Origin of the sequence: Paraburkholderia sp. BR10936 (assembly GCF_040965735.1) — a bacterium.
Taxonomy (GTDB): Bacteria; Pseudomonadota; Gammaproteobacteria; order Burkholderiales; family Burkholderiaceae; genus Paraburkholderia; species Paraburkholderia nodosa_A.
This window is the reverse complement of record NZ_JBFRCM010000017.1, coordinates 100,493-112,549: the sequence shown is the minus strand read 5'-3', so window position 1 is coordinate 112,549 and position 12,057 is coordinate 100,493. Positions and strand designations below refer to the sequence as shown.

At 62.7% G+C, this 12,057-nt stretch carries 13 protein-coding genes; 3 read left to right on the top strand and 10 right to left on the bottom strand.

Annotation, left to right across the window (positions count from 1 at the left end; translation table 11 throughout):
- Positions 1 to 32: 32 nt before the first annotated feature.
- On the bottom strand, positions 33 to 569 hold the full coding sequence (locus tag AB4Y36_RS30195) for a Uma2 family endonuclease (RefSeq protein WP_368603385.1): 537 nt from the start codon (positions 567 to 569) through the stop codon (positions 33 to 35).
- A gap of 348 nt (positions 570 to 917) precedes the next feature.
- Here AB4Y36_RS30195 and AB4Y36_RS30190 point away from each other — a divergent pair, with 348 nt between their 5' ends.
- On the top strand, positions 918 to 1,130 hold the full coding sequence (locus AB4Y36_RS30190) for a hypothetical protein (RefSeq protein WP_342947076.1): 213 nt from the start codon (positions 918 to 920) through the stop codon (positions 1,128 to 1,130).
- 18 nt (positions 1,131 to 1,148) lie between these two features.
- Here AB4Y36_RS30190 and AB4Y36_RS30185 read toward each other — a convergent pair whose 3' ends face one another.
- Both AB4Y36_RS30185 and AB4Y36_RS30180 read right to left on the bottom strand, forming a co-directional pair.
- Positions 1,149 to 1,328: a hypothetical protein gene (locus tag AB4Y36_RS30185; protein WP_368684982.1), complete on the bottom strand. Its 180-nt coding sequence runs from the start codon at positions 1,326 to 1,328 to the stop codon at positions 1,149 to 1,151.
- Between the two features lie 11 nt (positions 1,329 to 1,339).
- Entirely contained in the window at positions 1,340 to 1,516 is a 177-nt protein-coding gene (locus tag AB4Y36_RS30180; RefSeq protein WP_176732920.1) for a hypothetical protein, read from the bottom strand.
- 238 nt (positions 1,517 to 1,754) lie between these two features.
- Here AB4Y36_RS30180 and AB4Y36_RS30175 point away from each other — a divergent pair, with 238 nt between their 5' ends.
- Complete coding sequence (locus AB4Y36_RS30175) at positions 1,755 to 1,973, top strand: hypothetical protein (RefSeq protein ID WP_069266156.1); 219 nt, start codon at positions 1,755 to 1,757, stop codon at positions 1,971 to 1,973.
- A 162-nt stretch (positions 1,974 to 2,135) separates the two neighbouring features.
- On the opposite strand, the gene AB4Y36_RS30170 is transcribed toward AB4Y36_RS30175, so the two are convergent.
- The 6 genes from AB4Y36_RS30170 to glnT all read right to left on the bottom strand — a co-directional run bounded on the left by AB4Y36_RS30170 (position 2,136) and on the right by glnT (position 9,839).
- Positions 2,136 to 3,953 carry a bifunctional protein-serine/threonine kinase/phosphatase gene (locus tag AB4Y36_RS30170; RefSeq protein ID WP_368684921.1) on the bottom strand — a complete coding sequence of 606 codons (1,818 nt, stop codon included), beginning with the start codon at positions 3,951 to 3,953 and terminating at the stop codon, positions 2,136 to 2,138.
- Entirely contained in the window at positions 3,954 to 5,387 is a 1,434-nt protein-coding gene (locus AB4Y36_RS30165) for an APC family permease (RefSeq protein ID WP_368684920.1), read from the bottom strand.
- Positions 5,388 to 5,464: 77 nt separating this feature from the next.
- Positions 5,465 to 6,826 carry an FMN-binding glutamate synthase family protein gene (locus AB4Y36_RS30160; protein ID WP_069266158.1) on the bottom strand — a complete coding sequence of 454 codons (1,362 nt, stop codon included), beginning with the start codon at positions 6,824 to 6,826 and terminating at the stop codon, positions 5,465 to 5,467.
- Between the two features lie 26 nt (positions 6,827 to 6,852).
- A complete protein-coding gene (locus tag AB4Y36_RS30155) occupies positions 6,853 to 7,542 on the bottom strand; it encodes a protein glxC (protein ID WP_069266159.1) in 690 nt (229 codons plus the stop codon).
- The gene (locus AB4Y36_RS30150; protein WP_368603380.1) at positions 7,530 to 8,438 is read right to left on the bottom strand and encodes a class II glutamine amidotransferase; all 909 of its coding nucleotides are present in this window, start codon (positions 8,436 to 8,438) and stop codon (positions 7,530 to 7,532) included. Before AB4Y36_RS30150 ends, AB4Y36_RS30155 begins: the two co-directional genes overlap by 13 nt.
- Positions 8,439 to 8,450: 12 nt before the next feature.
- Positions 8,451 to 9,839: a type III glutamate--ammonia ligase gene (glnT, locus tag AB4Y36_RS30145; RefSeq protein ID WP_368684919.1), complete on the bottom strand. Its 1,389-nt coding sequence runs from the start codon at positions 9,837 to 9,839 to the stop codon at positions 8,451 to 8,453.
- 258 nt (positions 9,840 to 10,097) lie between these two features.
- Here glnT and AB4Y36_RS30140 point away from each other — a divergent pair, with 258 nt between their 5' ends.
- Entirely contained in the window at positions 10,098 to 10,700 is a 603-nt protein-coding gene (locus AB4Y36_RS30140; protein ID WP_069266161.1) for a helix-turn-helix domain-containing protein, read from the top strand.
- A 314-nt stretch (positions 10,701 to 11,014) separates the two neighbouring features.
- Here the strand turns inward: AB4Y36_RS30140 and AB4Y36_RS30135 are convergent, their stop codons facing one another.
- The gene (locus tag AB4Y36_RS30135; RefSeq protein ID WP_368684918.1) at positions 11,015 to 11,980 is read right to left on the bottom strand and encodes a LysR family transcriptional regulator; all 966 of its coding nucleotides are present in this window, start codon (positions 11,978 to 11,980) and stop codon (positions 11,015 to 11,017) included.
- Positions 11,981 to 12,057 lie beyond the last annotated feature (77 nt).

Sequence of the window (12,057 nt, the reverse complement as noted above, 5' to 3'; positions counted from 1 at the left end):
GTCGCGAGCGTCGGCCGACGCTCATCTTATGATCAGTGCGAAGACGGAGCGAACGCTTCGAAGTACATCCGCTCGAGTGTGAGCATGATGCCGAACTGCGAAGTTTGCCGCAGCCCATTGGCGCCGCAGAACTGCAGCTCTCCGCGCTGGCCGACAACGATGACCTCCTGGGCGCCGCCCTCGAGGTACGCCCTGACCCGCGCGCCGATGTCGTGCGCATACTTGCGGTCGAGGAGCACCTCGACGCACAGATCCGGCACAAACGGAACAGGATCGTCCCGGTCAAACCCTTCCCACTTTTCAGGCGGCATCCAGACGACGTCGGGTACGCGGATGCCAAATGACGGTGTCGCCACGGCAACCGACATCGCTGCCACGTGACCGATCTGTTCGGCGATCTGGCAGTACACGTCGGTGAGAACAATCTGGCGCCGTGCCGAGGGCTGAGGATGCGGCACCACTTCACCGCGGCCATCGAGTTCACAGCATTCCCACGCCCCGGAATCGGCGCTGGGGTGCATCCGACGCCAGGTCGCTACCAGCCCGTCCTGCTCGAGAAGAGTCGACACAACCACAAGCCTCCGATAAGGGAATTTTCTAAGGGTATTCCCTTTGTTGGCCGCTGAAAAGCCATTGTTTCTGTGCATTGCACAATAAACTACGCAATGTGCATGGATTCGAATTTGCGCCCGTTATCGGGCCATATCGGGTGGTCTTACATTCAGGTCGATGCAAACGTTGCGGCCAAATCGGACGGACATTCGATTTTCATTGTGCAACGCATCAACATCGCCCCAAAGGGTAGTATCAGCGTGGGTATTCAGCTTCTGCCGAAGTCGCATTCTGCGGGTGCGTCGTTGAAGTGCTACCGTAAGGGTTTGTCGAGTGCGCCCCGGCGCTTGAACACGAGAAGTGCAATGGAAATCGATGCGGAGACTTTCCGGCAACTGCGCCGTCTCGCCCCCGTCGTTGACGACATACTCAACGCCGGGGAAGTTGAACATGCGGGCCAGGCAGTGAATCTCGCGGCACTCGCGCAACTATGCTCGACCCTCTTCGACGCTTACTGCTCGATGCATCCCGAGGAGACCGCGCAAGCCAACCTGGACATGCTCGAGTCGCAAAAGTAGCGACCGGCGGCGCCAGGGTCACTGCGGGTCCGGATGCGCCAGGCCCGCTTCCTCGATGATCTGTTCGTATTTTTCCGCGCCGACGACGTCACGGTACTCCTGTTTCAGCCGGATGAGCGCCTGCGCCGTTCTGGAAATCACCCCGGAGGCTTCCAGCTGCTCAGCGTGCACGAGGGCCTGCCCCAAAGTCATGGCCACGTCAGTATTCCTTATTGCAGTTGAACAGCCATCAAGTCGTTGACGAACGTGGGCTGGGCCGAAGCAAACTCCATCAGGTTGGGGAAGCCCTCGCTGAGCGCAAACGCTTCCAGCGCATCCTTGCCGCTGTCAGCCTTGATGCGGCCGTAGCTTTCGATCATCTTCAGGTCGGTAATCAGGTACACCATTTCAACCTCTTTGCGTCTATGGATGCCTCGAGTCGTTGTCCGCTCAAGGATTCTTTCGAAGAGTACGTAGCGTCACTTAAATCGAGCTTAAACAATGCCGACAGGACGAAAGCCTTGCCGGGCCGCGATCAGAAAGCGCAGGCTGCCGCTTCGGCGCGTGACGGCATGCCCTCGTCGAGGAGAGAAGTTAAGATGAGAACGAGATAAGCAACGGCTCCCGCCTTCAGGCACCAGAAAGATGGAACGAGAGACTTACAAAGGCTACGATTTGTGGGGTCATGCCATCGCGCAACAGGCAGAGCTGCTGACGCCAGAGCGCTACGCGGGGGGCGGGACCATCATCCAGGGGAACAAGCTCATCTGCACTTCCGGAGTTCTCGATCTGTTCGATTCGGAGGAGGAGGCGCAGGACGCGGGAATCGCCTGGGCAAAGGCGTGGGTCGACACACACGGTTAGCACGCAGGCGCAACGCAAGTTCCGTGGATACCTCGCTTCAGTCGGCGCCTAAGTGCGCGCAGATACACGGGTGGCACATCGCACTTCGAGGCAACCTTCCATCCGAAAGCCCACCGCGCCCCGGTCTCGCGGTTCAATGTGCCAGCATGTCAACGCGAAAGCTCATCGCCGTATCAGCGACCACAGCAGCAGCGCCAGCAATAGAATCGAGATCCCCTGCCAGAACAGCACTGGTTCGCTCTCGAGCAAGGGCTTGCGTCGAACCGGAGCCATCGCACCCTGGCCGCTCGAAAGGCGCTCGAGATCGGCGCAAACCGCCAGTACGTCCTGATACCTGCGTGCGGGATCGGACTGCAGCGCTTTCTCCAGCACGAGGTCAAGCCAATGCGGCGCGTCGAGCCGGTACTCGTAGAGCGGCACGCGACCATTGAAGCCGTACGGCAGTTTGCCGCCGCTGAATAGCCGGTACAGCGTCACGCCATACGCAAATACCTCCGAGCGCGCATCGCCTTGCGCACCCCTCATCAACTCAGGCGCCATGTACGCGGGCGAGCCAGGCGCGCAGGCTGAGCCCGGCAGCTCCATACCGGGCATATAACCAAAGCCCAGGTCGAGCAGGCATGTCCTGTCGTCCTGCATCACCAGCACGTTCTCGGGCTTGATATCGCGATGGAAGATATTGCGTCGATTCAGCGCGTCGATCGAGCGGCCCAATTGCCGTGCGATTCCGATCGCGCGCGGCAGCCCTATGGGCTCGGGCGCCGAAAGCAGCTTTTCGAGCGTGACTCCCGCGCCGAGCGGCATTACCACATAAAGCCGGGTTTGCCGATTGGCGTCAACAGGCAGCGGCGCGAGCACGCCGGCGTCGCCAACCTTGCCTGCGAGCCAGCGCTCACGCACGATCGACTGGCGTATGTTCTCGTCTTGCTCGACGCGCGGTTTGGGAAACTTGAGCGCCAGTGGCGTGTCCGGATCGGCCAGATCGTAGCCGGCGAAGATCCGCGAATAAAAGCCATCGCTGAGCACGCTCTTGAGCAGATATCCATCGATAACCTCACCGGCGTCGGGCACGGCGAGAATCGGCAGCATTCCGACCACTCGCTCCAGATACCCGCCGTCGAGCAAAGGCAGGCTGCCAACGTCAATCACGGCGCTCGTAACGTCGTCCTGGGAACCGCGCGTCAGTGCCAGCGCGTCGAGTCGGCGCGCAGTTTCGAGCGCGCCATTGCGCGTCGCGAGCACCGTCTGCAGTTCACGCACTGGCACATGACGGTAAAGACCGTCCGAGCACAATAGCAGGCGATCATCCTCACGCAGTTCGAACGTTTCGAAGCGGGTCACGAGCGCCGGGTTCATGCCAATGGCGTGCGCCACGTACGAACCAAAAGCGACCGGCACAATGTCGTCTTCGCCGATTTGTGCCAGTTGCCCGTCGCGCAGCAAATAGAGCCGGACATCTCCGGCTGCGACCAGATACGCTGTGGCGCGCCGTATGACCAGCGCCGCAAATGACGCGGCCATCTGTTTAAGCTTTGGATCGACGCGGCCCATGTGGTGCAGCCAGCCGTGCAGCGCCTGTAGCGAACGCGCAGCGGCCACGCTGGGCTGGAGCGTTTCGGGTAGCCCGTAATACGCATCGATGAAGGTACGCACCGAAAGCTCGGCCGCGACCCGGCCACCCTGGCTTCCGCTCACTCCGTCAGCCAGCGCGATCACACTGCCACGCGCGGCGCGCGCGGCCAGGTCGCCGAGCATCACGCCGAAATAGTCCTCGTTGACGCGATTTTGCCCACGCAGACGCGCGGGGCGGGAGACGCAGCCGATCTCGAGCGCGGCGCATTCGCCGCGCTCGGGCCGCAACTGCAGGTCGACTTCCTGGGAATCCGCTTCGCGAGTTGCAACGGCCGTCCCGGCTGCATGGACCGACCTCCGGTCCGCAGCCGGTGCGGAAAGGTGGTCCACGGAGCGCGGTTCAGTCATTTACTTTTTGCCGTGAGTCATCACGTCGCTGGTTTCCAGATCGTGCTCGATCTTCTCGAGCACCTGGGGCGAACGCTTCTTCAGCATGAGCAACCAGACCGTGCCGACCAGCATGTACGCCACGAACAGATACGGCAGTATGTTATACGGATAATCCGGCACCGGATACACGCTGCCGATCACTGCGCCGACCATCGCCAGCGCGCCAAGCACGCTCCACAGCACGTTGACCGGCTTGAGCACGCCCATCTTCTTCAGATAGAGAGGCGCGGAAACCGCGACGAGAAAATAGGTCACCAGAAAGCCAAAGGTGGCGAACGTACTCGTGTAGCCGAAGGTATTGAGCGGACCGGCGCCAAGCATCGCAATGCACACAACGAGCGTCACGATCGAGGAAAACGCCACAGCGAGATACGGCGTCTGATGCGTGCGGTGAATCATTCCCATCGAGCGGTGCACGAACTGGTAGCGCCCCATGGAGTACAGCAGGCGGCTGGACGAGTTGATGCACGCAAGGACACACGAGAACGCGCTGACCGAAGCGATCAGGTAAAACACCGGGCCGAGCGGCGAGGCGCCAACGCTCGCAAGCAAGGTGTTGAGCACGGCCGAATCGGCGCCGAGCTTGGCTGTGTCGTCGTGGTAGGCGATCGTCATCGAATAGGCGACGAACATGAAGAAAAGGCCCGACAGGATCACGCTCCAGACCACGGCGCGCGAAATGATGCGCAGCGGGTCCCGGGTCTCCTGGCCGAGCGAGGCAGCACTTTCGAAGCCCACGTACGAGAAGATGCCGAGCACCATGCCTTGCGCCATACCCTTCCCGCTCACGCCCTGCAGGCTCAATTGCGTATGGTCGATGATATGGTCAGGATGCAGGGCGAGCACGTAGATCAGCACGCCGCCCACGATCACCACCGACGTTGCCTCGATCGCCAGTGAGAGGCGCGAGGAAAGCTTCACGTCGCGTGCGGAGAAGAACCAGGCGAGAGCAATGAAAACGGTGTAGACCGCCCACGACGGGATATTGATGCCCCAGGAAGAGAAGGCATTCTGCACGAAAACCACACCTGCGGCACCTACCCCCATCGCGGTGCCCACATACGCCGCGATCAACCCCCAGCCGGCCATGCCCCCTGCCATCGGCCCGAGCGCGCGCGAAATATAGATGAAGAATGATCCAGCGGTTGCAATCCGGCTCGAGAGCGCGATGATGCTCATGCTGACCAGCAGCAGCCCGAGCGTCGAAAGTCCATAAATCAGCCAGGTCCCCGCGCCCGCCAGCGCCGCGATCGCGGTCACATTGATCGAAGGAGTAAAGGTTGGCGAAACGTTTGCGATAGATTGGCCAATCACCTCGGCAAAACCTAAAGTACCGGCACGCAGGCCGGTTGACGATGCCGGCGCTGCTTGTGTGGTGCTTTGCGTACTCATGTAGGGCTCCTGAAAGATTGGTGATTTAACGGACTTTGCTTTAATTTCCCAGAGTCAAAAATTCCAGCCAACTGAATTTAATTGTTCCAGCCAGGAATCCACGAAGTGCCCGCGAGCGGCACGCGTGCCATCGCTGCGGCTTCCACGGTCAGGGCGACCAGATCCTCGGGCTCGAGGTGATGCACGTTCTGCTTCCCGCAGGCACGCGCGATCGTCGTCAGCTCCATGTTCAACGTCTTCAGGTAGTTGCGCACACGGCGCGAACCTTCGTCGGGCAGGACGCGCTGCTCGAGAACGGCGTCCTGGGTCGTCACGCCAACGGGGCATTTGCCGGTATGGCAGTGGTGGCAGAAGCCCGGCGACGTGCCAAGCGCTGCATAGTCGGCAGCCGCCGAATGCAGTGCGCCGTTCTGGAAGTAGCTGTCACTATTGCAGCCGAGCGCCATCAGCATGCCCTGCCCGATCGCGACGGCGTCTGCGCCAAGCGCCAGCGCCTTGGCTACGTCGGCTCCCGTCCGTATGCCGCCCGACACGATCAGCTGCACCTGCCCTTTCATATTCAGGTCTTCGAGAGCATCCACCGCCTGGCGAACCGCAGCCAGCGTCGGAATCCCGACGTTCTCGATGAAGCAGGTCTGGGTGGCCGCGGTGCCCCCCTGCATGCCGTCGATCACGACCACGTCCGCGCCAGCATGTACCGCAAGCTTGACGTCGTTGAACGTGCGGGTTGCCCCGACCTTCACATACACGGGCGTGTTCCAGTCAGTAATTTCGCGCAGTTCCTGGATCTTGATCGCCAGATCGTCGGGACCGGTCCAGTCCGGGTGGCGGCTCGCCGAGCGCTGGTCGACGCCGGCTGGCAAGGTACGCATCGCCGCCACGCGCGGATTGACTTTCTGCCCGAGCAGCATCCCGCCACCACCCGGCTTTGCGCCCTGGCCAATCACGATTTCGATCGCGTCGGCACGGCGCACGTCGTCCGGATTGAAGCCGTAGCGCGACGGCAGGCACTGATAGACCAGCGTCTTCGAAGCGCGGCGCTCCTCCTGGGTCATGCCGCCGTCGCCGGTGGTCGTGGACGTGCCCATCGCCGTCGCGGCCTGCCCTAGCGCCTCCTTGACGTTCGCGGACAGTGCGCCGAAGCTCATGCCCGCAATCGTGACCGGAATATCCAGCACGACAGGTTTCTTTGCGAAGCGAGTGCCCAGCACGGTCTGGGTCGAGCACTTCTCGCGGTACCCTTCGAGCGGATAGCGCGACAGCGACGCGCCGAGAAACAGCAGGTCGTCGAAATGCGGCACGTGGCGCTTCGCGCCCAGACCGCGGATCTCATAGAGACCTCGCTGTGCCGCCGAGTGGATATAGTCGATCGTCTTGCGGTCGTAGCCGTGCGACTCTTCGTGCTGCAAACGAACGAATTGAACGGGTTTGGCATCCATTGGGAACCTTCTCAGAGAGCGTGTGTTCAATATTCCTGGTTGGCGTCGGCGTTCCAGTGATAGAGCGTGCGTGCCGACGCGATTCGCTTGAAGGACGCTGGATCGTGATCCAGTCCGCCCGCCGCCAGCAACACGCGCACTGCGTCGAGATCGGCATCGCTCATCGGTTCGTACTGCGCGTCCGCCCCCAGCGATTTCACTTCGCCGCGCACGTAGAGCACCGCTTCATAGAGCGAATCGCCCAGCGCGTCGCCCGCGTCGCCGCATATCACCATGCGGCCCGCCTGTGCCATGAAGGCCGAGAAGCTGCCCACGGAGCCGCCCACCACGATGTCGCCGCCCTTGAGCGAGATTCCGCAGCGCAGACCCGCGTCGCCGTCGATCACGAGCAGTCCGCCGTGCGCAGAAGCGCCCGCGCCGTTCGAGGCGAAGCCTCGCACATGCACCTTGCCGCTCATCATGTTCTCGGCGACGCCCGTGCCGGCGCTCCCCTCGATCACGATCGTCGCCTGCTGGTTCATCCCGCCGGCGTAGTAGCCCGCGTGGCCCTTGATCGTCACATGCAGGTCGGCATCTACGCCCACGGCGATGTTGTGTGCCCCATTCGGCGACGTGACGGCGATGCGCTGCCCCGCCAGCGCCGCGGTGTCGCCGTGCAGGTATTGGTTCAGGTCCCGGACCGTCTGCGTCTCGAGGTCGAAATTCAGGCTTTCCATACGTACATCTCCTCGGGAGCGGGTTCGAAGACCTTCGCATTGCGGATATCGGGCAGATGCGCGAGCGAGCGAAACTCAGAGGCAATCGCTACGTAGTCGTCGTTCTCCGCGACCACGGCCGGCTTGCACGCGAACGGATCGCGGATCAGCGCGAGCTCGGTCGTCGTGCCCATCAGGAACGTATAGAAGCCGTCCAGCTCCTCGAAGCCTTTTTGCAGCGCCTCGGGCAGCGCATCGCCCTCGCGCAAACGCCATTCGATGAATCGGCAAGCGGCTTCGGTGTCGTTGTCGGTATCGAAGCGGATGCCGAGCGGCTCGAGCTTGCGCCGCACGCCATATGGGTTCGAAAGCGATCCGTTGTGCACGAGGCAGAAGTCCTCTCCCGCCGTGAACGGATGCGCGCGGTCCGGCGTGACGGCCGATTCCGTGGCCATGCGCGTGTGGCCGACGAGGTGCGAGCCTTTGAGGTTCGCGAAGTCATAGCGCGCGGCCACTTCGGCCGGCGAGCCGATGTCCTTGTAGAGATCGATCGAGCGTCCGGTGGAAAGCAGATAGAGCTTCGGATAGTGCTCGCGCAACCACACCTTGACGCGCTCCGCATCGCCCTGGAGCGTGAGCACTGCATGATTGCCCTTCACGTCGAAGCGCGCGGTGACGTCCATGGCGTGGTTGAGTGCGTCGGCGAGTGCGGCCCAGGGAAATTGCGCGCCCTCGTCCGTGAAGCCCGCGTAGAGGCTCAGCTTGCGCTGGCTCGCATCCACCTCGCTGCCGAACACCGCAAGCCCCGCCGAATCGGGTCCGCGCTCGGTCATGCCGATCAGCATCGGCACCATCAGCTCGCCGAGCCGCTCGCGTAGCGCCGGCGTCTTCACCAGCAACCCTACGATTCCACACATTGTGTGTTCTCCTTAGAAAAATTCGAGGTAGCTCTTGAGTTCCCAGTCGGACACGTGCCGCATGTATTCGAGCCACTCCATGCGCTTGAGCTTGAGGAACTCACCGGCCAGGGGGCCGAGCGCTTCGCAGATCAGCGTGTCCGCCTCGAGCGCGTCGAGCGCCTGCTCGAGGTTTTGCGGCAACACCGCAATGCCGTGCGCGGCAAGTCGCTCCGACGACCACTCGTAAAGGTTTTCGTTTGCCGGCGCGCCCGGATCGAGTTGCCGGTCGATCCCGTCGAGCCCCGCGGCAATCACGGCGGCCGTTGCGAGGTACGGGTTGCAGGAGCCGTCCGGCAGACGCAGTTCGATGCGCTCGCCGGGCATGCGCACCATGGTCGAGCGGTTGTTGTCGCCATAACTCACATAGGCTGGCGCCCACGTCGCGCCGGTGAGCGAGCGCCCCACCACGAGGCGCTTGTACGAGTTGACGGTCGGATTGCACAGCGCGGTGAGCGCGGGGGCGTGCGCAAGAATGCCGGCGGTGAACTGGTAGCCAAGCGTCGACAGGCCCATGCCCAGCGGGTCGCCGCCGTCGGCGAACAGATTGCGCTTGCCGTCGCCGATCGAGATGTGCATGTGCATGCCGTTGCCGGGCCGGTTCGCGAACGGCTTCGCCATGAACGAGCAGATCATGCCTAGCTCGTTGGCAATCTCCGACGCGGCCATCTTGAAGAACACGTAGTGGTCGCACGACGTCAGGCAGTCGGTGTACGTGTAGTTGATTTCGAACTGGCCGTTGGCGTCCTCGTGGTCGATCTGATAGACGTCGATGCCGACCGAGCGCAGTGCTTCGGTGAGCCGCTCGAGAAACACCCGCGTGCGCGATAGCCCCTTATAGTCGTAGCACGGCTTCGCCAGCGTGTCGCTGGGGTCGCACGGTTCGAGGGTTCCGCTAGCGGAGCGGCGCAGCAGCGAGAATTCCGGCTCGAGTCCTGTGAAAAGGGTCCAGTCGCGCTCGGTCAGGCGTGCTACCTGGCGCTTGAGCGTGACGCGTGAATCGAACGGCCACGCTTCGCCGTTCACGTGCCCCTCGCAGACGATGCGTGCGAGGCCCGGCTGCCAGGGAACGGGCGTGAGCGTCGCGAGATCGCCGACGGCCATGAAATCGGGGCCGTTCGGCTCGATGCCGACACCCCAGATCGCAAACCCTGCGAAGCCGGCTCCCGCCTCGAGCACCGTCTTCAAATGCGCGACCGGCACCGACTTGGCCTTTGCGACGCCATGGATGTCGACGAACTGCGCCAAAACGTATTTCACGCCCTGCTGAGCAAGCCAGCCCTGCGCGTTTTCTGCCGAGTCGAAACAGGGCACGCTTCCGGGCTCGCTGAGCGGCAGCTTACTCGCGTCGTTCAGATTCATCGTCACTCCTTGCACCAACTCCGTTTGCGGTTGAAAGAGGCTGGGCACATCGTGCCTGGGCCGGTTCCGGGGACTTGCTGGCCATCGTTCAGGGCGCTCATGCGCACCCGCCATTGCGCACTCGTTGCACTTCTCGTTACGCGCTCCGTCTGGAACTTCTTTTCCTGCCATGCAACAATGCTTCATGGCGTGAAACAGCCGGCGCGCGCCACTGCGTGCCGGCCAGCTACGCGTCAAGCATTTCTACCGAGGCCGATCATGCACGCTGGGGACGACAACAAAACTGCGCTCGAGCGCTTTCTGGGCGCCACCATTCGCGACTTGCGCCAGCGCCACGACCTGACCATCGCCCAGGTCGCCGACCAGGCCGGCATCAGCCGTGGCATGCTCTCGAAGATCGAGAACGCGCAGACCTCAACGGGACTCGACGTCCTGCACCGCATCGCCCAGGCGCTCGGCGTCTCTCTTTCCGCGCTCTTTCGCAACTTCGACGTGCCGCAAGGCGACGCGCAACTCGTCAAGAAAGGCGCGGGCATGGAAGTCGTTCGCAAGGGCACCAAACGCGGCCATACCTACCATCTGCTCGCCTACGACCAGGGCCCGCGCAAAGCCTTCGAGCCCTTCCTCATCACCATGGAGGACGAAGCAGAACGCTTCCCGACCTTCGAACACCCCGGCACCGAATTCATCCACATGCTCAAGGGGGTGATCGAATACCGCCACGGCCAGCAAACCTACATCCTCCATCCCGGCGACACGCTTACTTTCCAGGCCGATATTCCTCACGGCCCCGAGCGCCTCATCAAGACGCCCATCCAGTTCCTGTCGATCTTCATCTATCCGCCGGGAACCGCCGACTGAGGCGCAAGCCTTGCAGCCTCGCCTGTGCTGCTTCTTATGCAACGTCCGTGCCATGTTTATCTTCATGAACTAAAAATTCCTGCAGATAAACATCTGGCACGCACGCCGGCCCTGTCCCGCTTACTTTCCCAATTCGCTTGCACCGGCGTTTGCCTGCTGACGGTGCGCGTTTTTCCTGTCTGCCGTGCGCTGCTGCACTGAATCGGGACGCGGGCTTACGCTCCATTATCAGAAATACTTATGTACGCACGAGCGTCGGTGCGAGCGCCTTAACGCGTCGAGCGCCGCCTCTCGTACAAAATATTGCGGATCCGCTACATCAATGCGTCTTCAGGCAGTTGCGGCAGTGCGCGCGCGAGTGCCGGCCTGATGGAGGCGTCAAGCACGCGCCGCGTCAGTGAGACGATCTCGTGCGCAAACGCGTCCCACTCGCCCTGTCGATGCAGCAGGAAGAAGTCGCGCCGCCCGAGCCGTCCGGCCGGCAGCGGCAACACGGCGATCTCAGGCAAATAATGGCGCGCCTGCCAGAGACACAACGGCGTGGAAATCGAGAAGCCGAGCCGGGCCGCGACGAGGCTCAGGAGCGGATCGGTCGCGTCGAATTCATAGCGGCGCGGACTGTTGATGCCGAGGTGCCGCGCATAGCGCTCGATCTGCTGTCCGATCACCGAGCGAGGGGTATAGCGGATCATCGGCATTTCGAGCGCAAGCGTGCGCCAGTCGATGTTCCCGCGCTCGGCAATCAAGGCGCGCGAGACGACCACGACGAACGCCTCCGAAAAGAGCGGCGCCTCGACGATGCGCGCGTCGTTGAGCGTCGTCTGCGTGCATACCGCGAGATCGAGCTCGCGATCGTGCAACTGCTTGCTCAAGCCGGGGGTCAAACCGGACCACAACGCAATCTGCCGTGCCGAGCCCGACACCGCGCGAATCAGCTCCGGGCCCACGGTCGCCGCGAACGAATCCACGCAGCCAAGCCGCACGGGCAAGCTGCCCGCGTTCGATGTGTCGCCGATGCGCGCGCTGACCATCTGCGCATGCTCGAGCAGCGGGCCTGCCAGTTCGAGCAGCGCGCGGCCCGCGACGTTCGGCCGGGGAGGCCGGCTTTCGCGATCGAACAGGACCACGCCCTGATCTCGCTCGAGCGCCGCGATGGCCTGGCTCACCGCGCTCTGGCTCACGCCGAGCTGCTTCGCCGCGCCGGTCATCGAGCCGGTCTCGCACACCGCGAGAAAAGCCTGCAAAGCGTTGAGGTCGATTGGCGCCTGGGTACGTCTCATGAGGAGCTCCGCGAAAATCTGCGCAAATGACGCTACCGCGTCGTCTTCCACATGGTGCCGCCCGGACGGCTCAACAC